Source organism: Desulfurobacterium atlanticum, assembly GCF_900188395.1.
In the GTDB taxonomy this organism is placed as follows: domain Bacteria; phylum Aquificota; class Aquificia; order Desulfurobacteriales; family Desulfurobacteriaceae; genus Desulfurobacterium_A; species Desulfurobacterium_A atlanticum.
Window position 1 is genome coordinate 33,267 of the sequence record NZ_FZOB01000006.1, and the last position, 15,829, is coordinate 49,095.

At 35.4% G+C, this 15,829-nt stretch carries 15 protein-coding genes; 7 read left to right on the forward strand and 8 right to left on the reverse strand.

The window, feature by feature from the left end; all coding sequences use genetic code 11:
* Entirely contained in the window at window positions 1-555 is a 555-nt protein-coding gene (gene msrA, locus CHB58_RS05280; RefSeq protein WP_089323067.1) for a peptide-methionine (S)-S-oxide reductase MsrA, read from the forward strand.
* A 119-nt stretch (window positions 556-674) separates the two neighbouring features.
* Window positions 675-1,052 (forward strand): hypothetical protein, encoded by a 378-nt coding sequence (locus CHB58_RS05285; RefSeq protein ID WP_089323068.1) that lies wholly within the window; start codon window positions 675-677, stop codon window positions 1,050-1,052.
* Here CHB58_RS05285 and sfsA read toward each other — a convergent pair.
* Genes sfsA through CHB58_RS05315 form a run of 6 tightly spaced genes read right to left on the reverse strand, consistent with a single transcriptional unit; the run spans window position 1,000 to window position 7,362 of the window.
* Window positions 1,000-1,695 carry a DNA/RNA nuclease SfsA gene (gene sfsA, locus CHB58_RS05290; RefSeq protein ID WP_089323069.1) on the reverse strand — a complete coding sequence of 232 codons (696 nt, stop codon included), beginning with the start codon at window positions 1,693-1,695 and terminating at the stop codon, window positions 1,000-1,002. The two genes, CHB58_RS05285 and sfsA, sit on opposite strands and share 53 nt — an antisense overlap.
* Before the next feature lie 45 nt (window positions 1,696-1,740).
* Window positions 1,741-2,394, reverse strand: coding sequence for a histidine phosphatase family protein (locus tag CHB58_RS05295; RefSeq protein ID WP_089323070.1), 654 nt, complete (start codon window positions 2,392-2,394; stop codon window positions 1,741-1,743).
* 10 nt (window positions 2,395-2,404) lie between these two features.
* On the reverse strand, window positions 2,405-4,255 hold the full coding sequence (oadA, locus tag CHB58_RS05300; protein WP_089323071.1) for a sodium-extruding oxaloacetate decarboxylase subunit alpha: 1,851 nt from the start codon (window positions 4,253-4,255) through the stop codon (window positions 2,405-2,407).
* A gap of 17 nt (window positions 4,256-4,272) precedes the next feature.
* Window positions 4,273-5,691 (reverse strand): acetyl-CoA carboxylase biotin carboxylase subunit, encoded by a 1,419-nt coding sequence (accC, locus tag CHB58_RS05305; protein ID WP_089323072.1) that lies wholly within the window; start codon window positions 5,689-5,691, stop codon window positions 4,273-4,275.
* A complete protein-coding gene (locus tag CHB58_RS05310; protein ID WP_089323073.1) occupies window positions 5,684-6,139 on the reverse strand; it encodes a phosphatidylglycerophosphatase A family protein in 456 nt (151 codons plus the stop codon). The genes accC and CHB58_RS05310 overlap by 8 nt, the downstream gene beginning before the upstream one ends.
* A complete protein-coding gene (locus CHB58_RS05315) occupies window positions 6,136-7,362 on the reverse strand; it encodes a M16 family metallopeptidase (RefSeq protein WP_089323074.1) in 1,227 nt (408 codons plus the stop codon). The genes CHB58_RS05310 and CHB58_RS05315 overlap by 4 nt, the downstream gene beginning before the upstream one ends.
* An 82-nt stretch (window positions 7,363-7,444) precedes the next feature.
* Between CHB58_RS05315 and murD the strand changes: the two genes are divergently transcribed.
* From murD to CHB58_RS05340, 5 genes are read left to right on the forward strand one after another with little or no spacing between them, the layout of a single operon-like run.
* Window positions 7,445-8,674 carry a UDP-N-acetylmuramoyl-L-alanine--D-glutamate ligase gene (gene murD / locus CHB58_RS05320; RefSeq protein ID WP_089323075.1) on the forward strand — a complete coding sequence of 410 codons (1,230 nt, stop codon included), beginning with the start codon at window positions 7,445-7,447 and terminating at the stop codon, window positions 8,672-8,674.
* The gene (locus tag CHB58_RS05325; RefSeq protein ID WP_089323076.1) at window positions 8,671-9,825 is read left to right on the forward strand and encodes an FtsW/RodA/SpoVE family cell cycle protein; all 1,155 of its coding nucleotides are present in this window, start codon (window positions 8,671-8,673) and stop codon (window positions 9,823-9,825) included. Before murD ends, CHB58_RS05325 begins: the two co-directional genes overlap by 4 nt.
* A complete protein-coding gene (murG, locus tag CHB58_RS05330) occupies window positions 9,822-10,904 on the forward strand; it encodes an undecaprenyldiphospho-muramoylpentapeptide beta-N-acetylglucosaminyltransferase (RefSeq protein WP_089323077.1) in 1,083 nt (360 codons plus the stop codon). The genes CHB58_RS05325 and murG overlap by 4 nt, the downstream gene beginning before the upstream one ends.
* Window positions 10,891-11,412 (forward strand): SMC-Scp complex subunit ScpB, encoded by a 522-nt coding sequence (scpB, locus tag CHB58_RS05335; protein WP_089323078.1) that lies wholly within the window; start codon window positions 10,891-10,893, stop codon window positions 11,410-11,412. Before murG ends, scpB begins: the two co-directional genes overlap by 14 nt.
* Entirely contained in the window at window positions 11,393-12,259 is an 867-nt protein-coding gene (locus CHB58_RS05340) for a cytidylate kinase-like family protein (RefSeq protein WP_089323079.1), read from the forward strand. The genes scpB and CHB58_RS05340 overlap by 20 nt, the downstream gene beginning before the upstream one ends.
* A 28-nt stretch (window positions 12,260-12,287) precedes the next feature.
* Here CHB58_RS05340 and CHB58_RS05345 read toward each other — a convergent pair whose 3' ends face one another.
* Window positions 12,288-13,487 (reverse strand): phosphoglycerate kinase, encoded by a 1,200-nt coding sequence (locus CHB58_RS05345; protein ID WP_343125000.1) that lies wholly within the window; start codon window positions 13,485-13,487, stop codon window positions 12,288-12,290.
* A gap of 72 nt (window positions 13,488-13,559) precedes the next feature.
* Entirely contained in the window at window positions 13,560-15,827 is a 2,268-nt protein-coding gene (locus tag CHB58_RS05350; protein ID WP_089323081.1) for a peptidase U32 family protein, read from the reverse strand.
* Window positions 15,828-15,829: the final 2 nt, after the last annotated feature.

Below are 15,829 nucleotides of genomic sequence, written 5' to 3' on the forward strand. Positions count from 1 at the left end.
ATGATAAAGGAAGCTACTTTTGCAGGTGGCTGTTTCTGGTGTCTTGAAGAAACATTTTCCAAATTGGAAGGAGTTATAGAAGTTATTCCCGGCTATGCAGGAGGAACAGTTAAAAATCCATCTTATGAGGAAGTTTTAACAGGTGAAACAGGTCATGTTGAAGCTGTTAAAGTAAAGTATGATTCTACAAAAATCTCCTATAGAGAACTTCTTATAGCTTTCTGGTGTTGTATAGATCCTACAGATAAAAACGGACAGTTTGCCGATAGAGGACCCCAATACCAAACAGTTATCTTCTATCACAATGAAGAGCAAAAAAAGTTAGCAGAAAAGAGTAAAAAAATTCTTGAAGAAAGTAAGCTCTTTACCGAACCTATAGCAACCCAAATAAAACCATTTGAAAACTTCTATGAAGCGGAAGATTACCACAGAAACTTTTTTAAGAAAGAGCCGTTTAGATATGAAAAATATAAAGAGTTATCAGGTAGAGCAGGGTATTGCAAAATAGTGTGGAAAAAAAAGAATGGAAGGAAAATACTGGAAGAAAACCTTTAAGAAAAACTTTCAAATATAAAAAGTTTCAGATATTGACTTATACATAAAATTTACTAAAATTTCCAAAACTTCTGCCGATACTAAATAGCAAGTGCCAAAATCCATTAAGGAGACGGCGGATGAAAAAGCTCCTTAACAGAAAACTTGACAATCTTCTCTTCTTTTACGAATTGTATCTTAACGGTATTGATGAAGAAAATTACCTTGAGTGGGCTCTTCTCTTTAACATAAGGACAAAAATAGAAGAGGAAATAAGGAAAAACAGAAATATTAGCAATGCCTATATGAGAAAACTCTCAACACTTGATAATGAACTAAAAGAAAAAGCAAGTTTTTACAGCACCAAGGTGTTGTGTAGCAGATTAAGAAAAATGACATTTCCTAAACCACCTAAAAAATACTGGTGGTATTACCTTGATAAAAAAGAGCAAGAAAGTAGAGAAATCAAATCTGAAGCTTCACTTCATGAGAGAGAACCAAGTTGTAATTATGCTTAATTCTTACTTTTACTGCTTTAAAGTTAACCCCAACTTCAAGTGCTTTTAAAAATGTTTTTGAAAAATCAGGGTCAGTATCAAAATTCGGAGAAAAATAGCTCACATCTCTCATTACCATAACCAATATAGTTGCCTTAAAACCTTTCTCTACAGCATTAATAAGCTCAAGAAGATGTTTTCTTCCTCTGACTGTTGGAGCATCTGGAAAAAGACCTTTATCGCCAACTTTAAGATTACATCCTTTAACTTCAACAAAGTGATCACCGTCAAGTAGAAAGTCTATTCTGCTTTTTCCAAAAGCAACCTCTTTCTCAAGCTTTAAGGGAACAAAGCCTAAAGCTCCACTTTTTATAATGTTTTCTGCTATTTTTGAATGGATAGATGTATTAAGAAGGATAAAACCTTCCTCCATTTTTGCAGCCACAAGTTTTGCATCGGTTTTATAACCTTTAGGATTCAAAGCTAACAGTATTTCCCTGCCTTCTGTTAAAATTTCTTTTAACCGCCCTGTATCCGCAATATGGCAGGTTATCTTCTTTCCATCTTTTAGTCTGCACAGACCTACAAATCGATTTAATCTTTCCAGAAAATATCCGGCTTTTAAATCACCAAAATGAGCTTTTAAATCAAAAAGTTTTTCCATGATAGGTTTAAAAATAAGAAGGCAGGAGAGGGAGACACTCCTACCTTACAAAGATTTTTGAATTTCAAAATCTATATCTTTCCCAAGATGTCCTGTAGCATTTGCAACATGAACCACAACCTTCTTTGTTTCAGGATTATACTCAAGAACTGTTATTCCGCAATTTGCCTGTTTAAAAGCCCAGAATTTATCAAGGTCTGTTCCAAGAAGATAGCACATAAGAATTTTATTTGTTGCATCATGACCTACAATTACAATAAGCTCATCATCTGAATGTTTTGAAACTACATTTTCAAAGGCTTTTACAGCCCTATTATAAACATCCTGTAGAGATTCACCACCTTCTCCTGGCATTTTAACTGCAGAAGGTTTCTCCTTCCATAATCTGTAAAGTTCCGGATACTTATTTTCTACTTCTGAAGCTAAAAGTCCTTCCCACTCTCCGTGGTCTATTTCTTTAAAGCCTTCTTCAGTATTAACTTCAAGGTCGTGATGTTTCGCAATCTCAGATGCAGTATCAAAACATCTTTTAAGAGGACTTGAATAAACAGCCTTAACAGGGAAATCCTTTAAAGCTTCTCCTGCTCTTCTTGCCTGTTCTTTTCCTTCCTCATTTAAAGGAATATCCATCTTTCCCTGATACCTGCCTTCTGCATTCCAGACTGTCTTTCCGTGTCTAACAAGTATTATTTTCGGCATAGGCAAACTCCTACTCTATTGTCATTATAGCTTCATCAGGATTAACCTGATCACCAGGTTTAACATATATAGCTTTCACCGTTCCACTTATAGGTGCATGAACCTCATTCTGCATCTTCATAGCTTCCACTATAGCAACAACATCCCCTTCCTTAACCTGTTGCCCTTCTTCAACTCTTATTTCAACAACTTTTGCAGGCATAGGAGATGTTACATCACCCTCTTTTATAGCTTTTGGCCTTTTTGAACTGCTTGTCAACCCACCGCTTATTTCAACCTCTCCAGCGGTAGGGACAACTTCAACAAGCGGCTCAACTACAACTTCTTCAAGTCTTCCATCTATTTTAATAAAGTAAGGTTTTTTACCTTCTGTTTTGTGGCCAACACCTGCAATTTTCACATGGTAGCTTTCACCGTGAACATTGATAACAAACTCTGTAGGTGCAAGAGGTTGCGGGCAGAGATTTTCTTCCTCCATCGTATCTGCAAGATCCTCTTCAGAAATTGCAGGTATCTCTCCTTTTTCAACTTTCTCTCTCCATTCAAAGAACTCTTTAGCAACCTGTGGAAAGATACAGTAGGAAAGAACGTCTTCTTCAGACCTGGCAAGATCTCCTATCTCTTTCCTTCTCTGCTCAAGTTCTGGCTCAAGTAAATCAGCAGGTCTGCATGTTATAGGCTGCTCCTCTCCTAAAATCTTCTTGATAATTTCCTCTTTTATAGGAGCTGGAGGTTTACCGTAAAGACCCTTAACATAATTTTTTGTTTCCTGAGTAATCATTTTATACCTTTCACCTGACAGAACATTTAAAACAGCCTGAGTACCAACTATCTGGCTGGTAGGTGTTACAAGTGGAGGATAACCTAAATCTTCTCTGACTCTTGGAATCTCTTTTAAAACTTCATCAAGCTTATCAAGGGCTCCCTGCTCTTTTAGCTGGTTAACAAGGTTTGACATCATCCCACCTGGTATTTGATGTTCAAGAACTCCTGCATCAACACCTTTAAAGTCCATATCATATTTCTTATAGTGTTTTCTAACTTCTTTAAAGTGTTTAGCCATTTTTGAAAGAGCATCTTTATCAAGTGGAACATCATAACCAAAACCTTTAAAAACAAAAGCCATCGTCTCAGCACACGGATGAGAAGTATCAGAAGCAAGGGGAGAAATGGCAACGTCCATAATATCAGCACCTGCCTCAACTGCTTTAAGCTGTGCCATTTCAGCCATTCCACTTGTGCAGTGAGTATGAATATGAACAGGTAGTCCAACCTCTTCCTTGAGAGCTTTAACAAGTGAATATGCTCTTTCAGGAGATAGCAAACTTGCCATATCTTTTATTGTGATAATATCAACGCCCATCTCTTTATATTGAAGAGCAAGCTCTATGTATAAATCCTCAGTATGAACAGGGCTAACTGTGTAAGAAATAGCTCCTTCAACTATCTTTCCACACTCTTTCGCCGTTTCAACAGCAACTTCAACATTTCTCAAATCATTAAGAGCGTCAAAAACCCTGAAAACATCTATTCCATTTTCTGCAGCTTTTCTTACAAAAGCTTTCACAACATCATCAGGATAGTGCCTGTATCCTACAAGATTTTGACCTCTTAAAAGCATCTGAAGCTTTGAGTTTGGCATAAGTTTTCTTAAAATTTTCAATCTTTCCCAGGGATCTTCTCTCAAAAATCTCAAACAGGCATCAAAAGTAGCACCACCCCACATTTCAACAGACCAGAAACCTGCTTTGTCTATTACAGGAGCTATATCTATCATATCCTTTGTTTTCATCCTGGTTGCAAAAAGGGATTGATGAGCATCCCTTAACGTAACATCTGTAAACTGGAGTTTTCTGCCCATAACTGTTCCTCCTAAAATTAAAGTCCGTGATGAGCAGCAATAGCTGCAGAAAGAGCCAGTGCAAGAATTTCAGGATCAGGCTCTTTAACAAAACTAAACTCTTTGATTTTCCTATCTATAAATGAAGTATCAAACCTGCCATGGATAAACTCAGGATCGTTGAGAATTTTCTTGAAAAATGGAATAGTGGTAGGGACACCTCTTATCACAAACTCATCAAGAGCTCTACGGGAACGCCTTATAGCCTCATCCCAGTTTCTTCCCCAAACTATAAGTTTTGCAATCATAGAATCGTAGTAAGGAGGAATCTTATAGCCTTTATAAACAACTCCGTCTATTCTCACACCTATACCACCGGGAGAGTAGTAAGCTGTAATAGTTCCAGGTGAAGGAGCAAAATCCCTTGCAACATTTTCAGCATTTATTCTAAATTGCATCGCAAATCCGTAAATATTTATGTTTCTCTGAGAAAAAGAGAGATTCATGCCAGCAGCTATTCTTATCTGCTCCTGAACAATATCAATACCTGTAACCTCTTCGGTAATTGTATGCTCAACCTGAAGCCTTGGATTTACCTCCATAAAGTAGAAATTCCCATATCTATCCATAAGAAATTCCCACGTTCCAACACCATAATATCCTATCTCTTTAGCAACTTTTACACATATATTTCCAAGTTTCTCTCGCTGCCTTTTAGTTAAAACAGGAGATGGAGCTATTTCAAGAACCTTCTGGTGGCGTCTTTGCATAGAACAGTCTCTCTCTCCAAGGTGAACAACATTACCATGCTTATCAGCAACTATCTGTATCTCAATGTGGCGAGGCTCTTCTATATATTTTTCAATGAAAACTTCACCCTTTCCAAATGAAGCTTCGGCTTCTGCAACAGCAGTGGTAAACTGTCTTACAAGCTCCTCTTCATTTCGGACGACTCTTAAACCTCTTCCGCCTCCACCGTGAGAAGCTTTTATCATAACAGGATAACCTATTCTTCTGGCAAGTTCTTTTGCCTCTTCCAAATCAGTAATCGGTTTTTCGCTTCCTTCTGCTACAGGAACACCCAATTCTTTCATTACCTTCTTTGCTTCAAGTTTGCTACCGAACATTTTCAAATGTTCAACTGAAGGCCCAATAAATTCAATACCTTTTCTACGACAATAATCAGCAAAATCTGGCCTTTCTGAAAGAAATCCATATCCAGGATGGATGGCGTCTGCTCCAGCCCTTTTGGCAATATCTACTATTTTATAGTAGTTAAGGTAAGCTTTTACAGGATCTCCGTGAATCATATAAGCTTCATCAGCTTTTTTAACGTGAAGGGAGTTAACATCAGCTTCAGAATAGATAGCAACTGTTTTAATACCAAGCTCTTTACAGGCACGAATAACCCTTGTGGCAACCTCACTTCTGTTTGCTATTAAGATTTTTTTAAACATAGTTCCTCCAGACAAGTAGCCTGAGAAGTAGATTGGTATAAAGCCCGGCGACCATATCGTCAACGGTGATACCAAATCCACCGGGCAATTTTTCAAACATCTTTATCGGCGGCGGTTTCATTATATCAATAATTCTAAAGATTACCAAGGCAAAAAGCACCGCAGATAAAGAAGGCTTTATTCCAAGCATTGCTATTTGCATTCCTATTATCTCATCTATAACAACAGAATCTGGATCTTTTACTCCAAGATTTAAAGAATAAAAATGGGAAGAAAGCACACTTAATACAAAAGTTAAAAGAACAATTACTCCCTGAAATAGTAAATTATCTGGCCAGAAAAAATAGATTAGAACAGCAGCGAAAATGGACCCCCAGGTGCCTGGCATTTTAGGAAGTTTTCCGCTGTAACATCCTGTAGCAATAAATTCCCAGAGTTTATCTATCATAATATAACCTCCATATCTTCAGGTATAAGTTCAATAATAAGGGGAGATGTTTTAATAAAGGCTGTCTCCTCTAAAAAATCTTCAAAGGAAAGAGAACTAATTTTTTCTATTAAACTTTCATAAATTTCAAGACTTTCAAGCAGAGTCATTGAATATCCAATCTCTTCAGCTTCCAATTCAACAGCTTCTCTTTTGAAAATTTCCGATTTCAGCACTTTCCTCTTTGCAAACTCAAAAACTTCTTCAGTGTTAAAGGAGTTTAAAATGGAAAAAAGTTTCTCTTTAAACTTTCCATTCCTGCTACTATCGGTTATTCCGTAGATATAAAAGGAACTACCGCCTAAAAACTCTTCAAATCCAGCACTGACACCAAAAGCAAAACCTTTTTCAGTAATCTCCTGATAAAGAATTGAGCTTCTGCCGTAAGAAAGAATGGACTCAAGGAGAATAAACGGAGCCACATTTTGCTCTTGAATTAATCCCGGCAATCTCCAACCTACAACGGTATGGATATTTGCAACTGCAGGGTGCTTTAAAACAAAAGTCTCCTTACATGTGGTTGTATCATCAACAGTTACAAAAAAATTTCTTTCTTCAGACGGAATCTCCTTCAACTCTTTTTTAATTAATGTTAACAGAGAGTTTTCATCAACATTACCTGAAATCGCAACGGTTAAATTACCTGCATGATAGTGTTTCTGATGAAACTCTTTAACCGTTTTATCGGTAAAAGATGATACAGTATCCCTAAAACCAAGAATAGGATACCTGTAGTTAGACTTTTTATAAAGATGTTTTAGAAACTCTCTCCATAAAAGCGTCTTTGGATTGTTTTCAGAACGTGCTATCTCTTCAAGAACTATAGGCTTCTCTTTCTCAACCATCTCCTGTGAAAGAACAGGAAAAAACACAAGCTCTTTTAATAATTTAACAGCAAGAGAAACATGTTTTGCAGGAAGAGTAATGTAGTAAAAAGTGTAATCGTAAGAAGTTGCCGCATTGATTTCACCACCGGCATTTTCAACCATCTTCTCTATCTCACCAGGAAGAAAATTTCTTGTTCCGTTAAACACCATGTGCTCAAGAAAATGGGCAACTCCGCGATTTTCATTGTCTTCAAAAACAGCTCCTGTTTTCAACCAGAACTGCACCGAAACTGAAGAAACATCCTTTCTTGATTTCAAAACAACAAAAGCTCCGTTATCAAGCCTTTCAACTCTCATAAAAACTCCATAGATTTAAGGTTTGAAAATTTTTAAGATTACAGCAAAATTATAAATTATGAAAAAGCCGGAGATTAGCAAAATGGTTGTTGTTCTTGGAAAAGGCAAAAGCGGTAAATCTGCCGGAAAACTCCTTGAAAAACTCGGTTACAATGTAACCTATTACGACGACAAAGAAAAAGGGAAACTGCCTGAAAATCCAGATTTTGTGGTTAAATCTCCCGGAATTCCTCAGAGCCATCCGACTGTCAAATTTTATAAAGAAAAAAGAATAGAGGTAATAGGAGAAGTTGAACTTGCAGGAAGGTTTTTAAAGGGAAAAGTTATATGTATAACCGGAACAAATGGAAAAACCACAACAACCGCTCTCATCTATCACGGTCTGAAAAAACTCTGGAAAAAAGGGAAAGTTTTTATAGGAGGAAATTACGGAATTCCTGTTTCCGAATTCGCTTCAGAAACAGACAGCGATTCAATTTCTGTAATTGAGCTTTCAAGCTATCAGATTGAGGATTTAAAAAACTTTAAATGTGAAATTTCTGTTATTTTAAACATAACTCCGGACCATCTTAATAGATACAAAGATTTTGATGAATATAAAAGAGCAAAACTAAATCTTATAGACCATACAACGGGAAAAATAATTCTAAACAAAGATGACAGAAATCTTAAGAACCTGAAAGGGAACAACTTTTTATATTTCAGCATGAAGGAAAAAGCCGATATCTTTTACGAAGAAGGTTTTGTAAACATAGAAAAGATGCAGATTAACGCTAACTTTTTGCCTTTATCTGGATACCACAACATACAAAACATTATGGCTTCTATTCTTGTTGTAAAAGAGCTTGGATTTTCTGTTTCTGAATTCTTAGAAGCGATTAAAGACTTTAAAGGACTTGAACACCGGCTTGAATTTGTAAAGGAAATAGGTGGAGTAAAATTTATAAACGATTCAAAATCAACAAATATTGATTCTCTTGAAAAGGCACTTTTAAGCTTTGAAAAAGTTATTCTAATAGCTGGCGGTAAAGATAAAGGAATAGATTTTTCTCCGTTAAAAGACTTGATAAGGAATAAAGTTAAAAAGTTAATAGCAATAGGCGAAACAGCTTTAATGTTCAAATCACTTTTTGAAAATGAAACGGAAATTGAAATAAAACAAAGTTTAGAAGATGCTGTAATTTCTGCGTTTAACAGCTCTCAACATGGAGATGTAATACTTTTTTCTCCAGGATGTTCAAGTTTTGATATGTTTAAAAACTTTGAAGAGAGGGGTAAAATTTTCAAACAGATAGTTGAGGAGATTAAATGAAACCTGAAACACTTGGAAAATTGATATTTATATTTGCTGTTATTTTAACGGTTATAGGATTGATTTTCATTTATACCGGAAGTTATTTCTTCTGCGTATCACGTGGAAACTCACCCTATTACCTTTTAATGAAGCAAATTATCTCTCTTTTTATAGCTCTAATAGCATGGTACTTCACATATAAACTGTTTGATTACAAAAAGCTTAAAGAAAAGCGATGGCTGTGGTCTATATATGGAGCAACTTTATTTATACTCATATTTGTTCTTATATTCGGCGTTGAAGTAAACGGAGCAAGAAGCTGGATTAGAATAGGTGGATTCTCTCTTCAACCTGCAGAGTTTGCTAAAGTGTTTATAATTTTGTTTGTTGCCGGTTATCTTGAAAGAAAGTGGTATGAAATAGAGAACAGTTATGAGGTTTTCATCGGCTTCATGATTCTTGTTTTCATTCCTATATTTTTAATCCTTTTAGAAAAAGACCTTGGCTCAGCAATGATAGTTTTTATTTCAGTTTTTGCAATGATATTTATCACCGGATTTCGGTTAAGCTACATTTTAATCCCTTTTGCAATAGGAAGTGCCATGTTTTTCCTTGCAGTTATAACAGCCCCTTACAGAATTGCCAGAATAAAGATGCTCTTTAATCCACTGGCATACTTTAAAGCACCGGGGAAAAGCGACAGCTATCAGCTTGTTCAGGCTCTTGTCTCATTTGCAAAAGGTGGTTTAACAGGTGTTGGGATAGGTCAGGGACAGCAGAAATTGGCATTTCTACCACTTGCATTTAGTGATTTTATATACGCCCATATAGGTGAAGAGGGAGGCTTTATAGTGGCCAGTTTTATACTTATCCTCTTTTTTGCAATTCTATTTACAGGTCTCCAGATAGCTGACAGAACTGACGATAAAATGGGTAAATTCCTCTCTTTAGGTTTAACCCTTTATATCTTCCTTGAAGGAATGGTTCATATAGGCGTAAATATTGGCCTTGTTCCCACCACAGGAATAACCCTTCCTTTCGTAAGTCAGGGTGGAAGTTCCCTTATTGCAATGTATATAGCCGTAGGACTTTTAATGAGTATTGCCAAGAATTTACCGGAAAAAACAAGAATAAACTTTAAAGAAGTTCAAAGAGGACGGTACGGATGAGAATAATTGTGGCAGGAGGAGGAACAGGAGGACACTTCTTTCCTGCAGTTGCAACAATAGAAAAGCTTATGGAAAATGGGCACGATGTTTTATACATCGGAACAGAAAACGGTATAGAATTTCAAAAGCAAAGCCGGATACCGTGTAAAAAAATGTTTCTACCCATATCTGGAGTCAGGGGTAAAGGATTTGCAGGTAGTTTAAAGGGAGCCGCCTCTCTATTTTTAGCTATAAGGAAAATGAAAAAGATAGCTAATAATTATAAACCTGACAGAATTCTACTCTTTGGCGGATATGTATCCTTCCCAGCAGGAGTTGTGGGAAAAATAAAGAAAATCCCTGTTATTATTCATGAACAAAATTCAATACCTGGAAAAACGAACAAAATTTTAAACAAAATAGGAAACAAAACTTTAATAGCTAATAGTTTCTGTTTTAAATATTTTCCCAAGGGCATCTTAACAGGAAATCCTTTAAGAAAGGAAATTATAGAATGTAATATTTCTAAAAAAGAAGCAAGAGAAAAACTTGGTATTGACATAGAAAAATTCACAATTCTTATTTTTGGTGGAAGTCAGGGAGCTCTTTTCATAAATCAGTTGATGGAAAAAACCGTACCCTTACTGAAAGACAAAGAAGATATACAGATATTACACATAACAGGGAAAGAAAAAGAGGGAAGGTTAAAAGAAGTTTACAACAGCCTAAATATATCAGCAAAAGTTATTTCATTTACTGATACCCCATGGCTCTTCTATAAAAGTGCAGACATAGCAATATCAAGAAGTGGTGCACTGGCAGTATCTGAACTATGCTTTTTTGGTATTCCCACCGTTTTTATTCCTTATCCTTTTGCAGCGGATGACCATCAATATTTTAATGTAAAGCTTATTGAAGAAAAAGAAGGTTGTTTCCTTTATAGACAGAAAAATTTAACCCCTGAAAAACTTGCATTTCTTATAAAAAAACTTTACACTAACGAATCTCTAAGAGAACAGTTTTCAAAAGTTATGAAATCTTTTTCAATTCCAGATGCAACTTTGAGAGTTGTAAGAGAGACAGAAAATGCAGGAGATTGAAAAGATAGTTGAAGCAGTAATATTTGTATCTGAAGAACCTGTTACAGCAGAAGAGATAGCCAAAAAACTTGAAATTGAAATAGAAGAAGTAAAACTGGCATTAGAAAAAGTTAAACAAAACTTTGCAAATAGAGGTATAATTTTAGAAGAGGTTGCTGAAGGCTATAAGTTTTACACAAATCCGGAAATTGCAAATTTTGTGAAAAGATTTGTTGAGGATAAACCAATAAAGCTTTCCAGGCACCTGCTTGAAGTTCTTGCAATTGTAGCATACAAACAGCCTGTATCAAAAAGAGAAATAGAAACTATCAGAGGAAAAACATCAGACGGGGCGATAAAAAGTCTCCTTGAAAAAAGGCTTATAGAAGTTGTCGGAAGGAAAAAGGGACCTGGAAGAGCAAAACTTTACGGCACAACAAAGGAATTTTTAATCCATTTCGGCCTTAAAAGCCTGAAGGAGCTTCCTTCGTTTGACCTGGAGGAGATTATTGAAGAAGGAATGGATTGAAGAGGGAATAGACATTCTTTACGAAGATGAAGAGATAGCAGAAATAATAGAGAAGCAGTTCCCTGACTTTGAAAAAAAACTAACACAATTTTTCAAAAATTTACCTTCAACCTTGAGTGAAGAAACCTTTTTTGAGATAATAGAGCAAATTAGAGAATTACTAATAAGTGGAAAATTTCCAAAAGTTAAAGATATTCTGGAGGGAAAGATGGGAGTTATTACAGTAACCTTTGATTATGGTTCAAAAGGGCTTGAGTTTGCAAATGAGCTTGCAAAATTGACCGGATATGACGTCCTTTACAAGGAAATTCTTATCCAGACCGCAAAAAGGCTTAATCTTCCAACAGAAAAACTTGAAGAGTTTGATGATTTTAACTATCTTGCTGCAAAATTATCTCTTGCTGATTTTCTTCAGTTCAGCAGAAAGTTTCTTGATTTCTCTATTTTGAAAGGAGAAGAGGAAGAAAGAGAGGTGACATTTGAAGAGTTTAAAGAGATGCTTGTTAAAGTTGTTATGAATATGGCTTTTTCAAACAATGTTATTCTTGTAGGACATGGAGCCTGCGCAATTTTAGCAGAATATCCAAACACAGTTCACTTTAAAATAGAAGCACCTATGGATTACAGAGCAAAGCTTTGCGCAGAAAAACTTGGAATTTCAATAGATGAAGCCATTGAAAGAATCAAACAGCTTGATGAAAGGGAACAAAGATTCTACAAAGATATTGCTGATGCTGATATAACAAAAATAGACCTTTTCCATATGAAGTTTAACTCTGCAAAAGTAAGTCCACCAACAGCTGCAAAAGTTGCCTATGAACTTGTAAAGAGAGTAATTGAAGATTAATTAAAATAGGGAGGGAAGTTTCCCTCCCTTACTCTTTATCTGTAAGGGCTACAACTCCGGGAAGTTCTTTGCCTGCAAGAAATTCAAGAAACGCTCCACCGCCTGTAGAAACGTGGTCAACAGAATGTTCAAGTCCTAAAAGCTCAAGAGCTGCCACACTGTCTCCACCACCAACAATTGTTAGAGCTTCCTTTTTTGATGCTACAACTTTACCTATAGCCATTGTGCCGAATCTAAACTTTTCCATCTCAAAAACGCCCATAGGACCGTTCCAGACAATTGTTTCTGCATCAGCCATAGCTTCTTCAAAAAGTTTAACGGTAGCAGGTCCTATATCAAGTCCCATCATATCTTCAGGAATCTCTTTGAAAGTTGTAAGTTTAACTTTCGTATTCTCTTTAAACTCCTCAGCGTTCATACTGTCAACAGGTATGTAAAGTTTAACACCGTTACTATCTGCCATCTTCATTATTTCCCTTGCTGAATCAACAAAATCTTCTTCCACAAGAGATTTTCCAACTTCATACCCTGCGGCTTTTAAGAAAGTGTAAGCCATCCCCCCGCCAATTAACATCTTATCAACAACTTTAAGTAAATTCTCTATCACCTGCAATTTACTCGAAACTTTTGCACCTCCAATAATAAGAACAAGCGGTCTCTTAGGATTATCAAGAGCCATTCTTAAATACTCTATCTCTTTTTCAAGCAAAAATCCTGCAACAGCAAGATCAACAAACTTTGTAATCCCGTATGTGGATGCGTGTTTTCTATGAGCAGTGCCGAAAGCATCGTTTACATAAATATCAGCGAATTCTGCAAGTTTCTTTGCAAACTCTTCATCATTTTTTGTCTCTTCAGGATAAAACCTGACGTTTTCAAGAAGAGCAACCTCCCCTTCTTTAAGGTTTTCTATAGCACTTTTCACTTCCTCTCCTATACAGTCAGGAACAAAAAAAACATCTTTCTCAAGTAATCTTGAAAGCCTTTCGGCAACAGGTTTTAAAGAAAATCTTTTATCCCTTCCTTTAGGTCTATCAAGGTGGGAACAAAGAATTATTTTGGCTCCATGGTCTATGAGATAGTTGATTGTCGGAAGAGCTGCCCTTATCCTTTTATCATTCATAATAACGCCATTTTCAAGTGGAACATTAAAATCAACTCTAACAAAAACCCTGGAGCCTTTCAATTTTTCAACAGGAACATCTTTTAAAGACATCTTTTTAAACATTGTCTCACAAACTGCCATCTCTCCTCCTGAAAAGTTAAGGAAATGTTAGCGGCATTATATTAAATTTCAGTTTTATTTTAATCCCCTCAGGAGATTTCCAATATGACCTTTTTTATATTTTCCTTCTATAATTTCTTTCATCTTTTCTGATGAATAGAAACGATTTATAAAATCGTAACGCCTTATACCTGACAGTTGCTGTGAAAATCTGTTTAAATTTAAAGGATAATACCAGAACATAACTGTTCTGCAATCTGTAAAAGAAATAAAGAACTTATCTCTTTTCCCTGAAATTTTAGTAATCCTGTACTTTTCACTGCAAACTTTAAGGTTGCAGAAGCGGGATTTAAAAACTTTCTTAAGGCAGGTTTGTGAATAGAAAAGAGGAGTATCCTGAAAAATAATTATTATACCATTAGCAGATGAAAGAGAGGATATATTTTGAAAATCATCTTCAACATTGTATGTAAACGATTTAAATCCTAAAGAATCAAAAAACTTTAACGTTTCAGAATTTGAAGTGTAAAGGGTGTAATCTCCATAAAGATTAACCTCTTTTCCTTTAAACAGGGCTATCCCATAAACAGAAGGAATAAGAAAATCTTTTATACCAAGTTCTATAAGTTTTTCAATAAATTTTTTTAGCTTCTCTTCCTCATACGTCTTTACTATCAGCGGGAGAGAAACTCCCACCCTAAAACCTTTGTCTATAAGCTTTCTGAATTTCAAAACATCAAAAGATTTTAAGAATAGTATAGAATTTAAAAAGTGGCTATCAGGTAAAGATAAGAAAGAATCAAAGTTAATATCATCAACAACAAAAATCTTTTCAAATTCTAAAGAAAATTTTTCAACATCAGAAACTTTATATTTCTTCTTCTTGAATAAAAGCTTTTCTATTTCTTTGAAAATCTGCTTCCTTGCTGAAGAAAGTTCTCTTTTAGAAATAAAAAATTTACCTGAAACAGAAACCTCTTTTACAAGAACATCAAAGCTGTAATTTCCCGATTTTTTAAACTCCACCTTTAACATTTTTTCTGTTATTGTAATCTTCTCAGGTTTTTCTGTTTTTAGGGGAAGAGAAAAATCTTTTCCAACTTCTCTCACAGGATTAAAAGCTTTCACATTTATGCTACCTTCCTGTAATTCTACTGAAATTTCAATCGTAGGCTTTGCTTCAGAAGTTTTCAAAAGCCTTATCGGAAAACTATTTTGAAGCTTTACAGAATGAACAAGATATACATCACTATTAACTTTGAAGTGTTTAAACGGTTTAATAAAAATCTTCTTACCTGCTACCTTAAAAACTTTTGTCGGGAAAGGTTTTCCATCCTCAAAAATTAAAAGGCCATCATGCTTTTTGACAGGGAAAGAAAGTTTATCAACAACAAACCCTTGTCTGACTGTCTTTTTCACTTTTCCAATGAATAGACCGTAATTTCCTGTATATTCAGAATCTATACAGTCTTCAGGATGGTCATTTTCAAAATATCCATTCCAGGTTTTACGGGAAAATACGATTTTTGATATTTTCCTGAAGTATTCTTTTTTACTGCCATCTATCTTTATCTTTCCAGAAGCTTCATCTATAAACTGTCTGTAAACAAAAGCGTTAACAGCAACATATAAAGGGTCTTTCAGTCTCCCTTCAATTTTTAAACTGTCTATTCCAATCTCATAAAGTTTCTTCACATAATCAAAGCCAGCAAGGTCTTTTAGATTAAAAACAGAACCTTTAAAATCACCGTCAAAGAACATTCTGCACACCTGTGAACACTTTCCCCTATTTCCCGAATGTCCTCCTAAAAATGAAGAAGCAAAGCAAAAACCAGAATAGGAATAACAGATAGCACCGTGAATAAATGTTTCTATCTCTATAGAAGTATTCTTTTTTATCTCCTCTATTTCTTTTAAAGTCAGTTCTCTTGCAAGAATTACTCTTTTAAATCCGAAATCTTCTGCAAATTTAGCGCTACTTATGTTATGAATCCCGAGCTGAGTACTCGCTATAAGCGGTATTTTGGGAAATTCTCTTTTTACAAGATAGGCAAGCCCCAGATCCTGAATTATGATACCATCAGGATTTAAATCGTAAATTTCATCAAGAATAGAAAAAACCTTCTCTATTTCGCTATTTTTCAAAACAGTATTAAAGGTTATATAAATTTTTGCATTTTTATCCCGTGCAAACTTCAAAAACCTTCTGTAATCTTCAACAGTAAAATTCTCACTTCCAGCACGTGCATTATACCTGCCAACACCAAGATAACAGGCATCAGCTCCATAATTAAAAGCAGCAAAAATATGTTCTTTTCTACCTGCCGGTAAAAGAAGCTCCATAT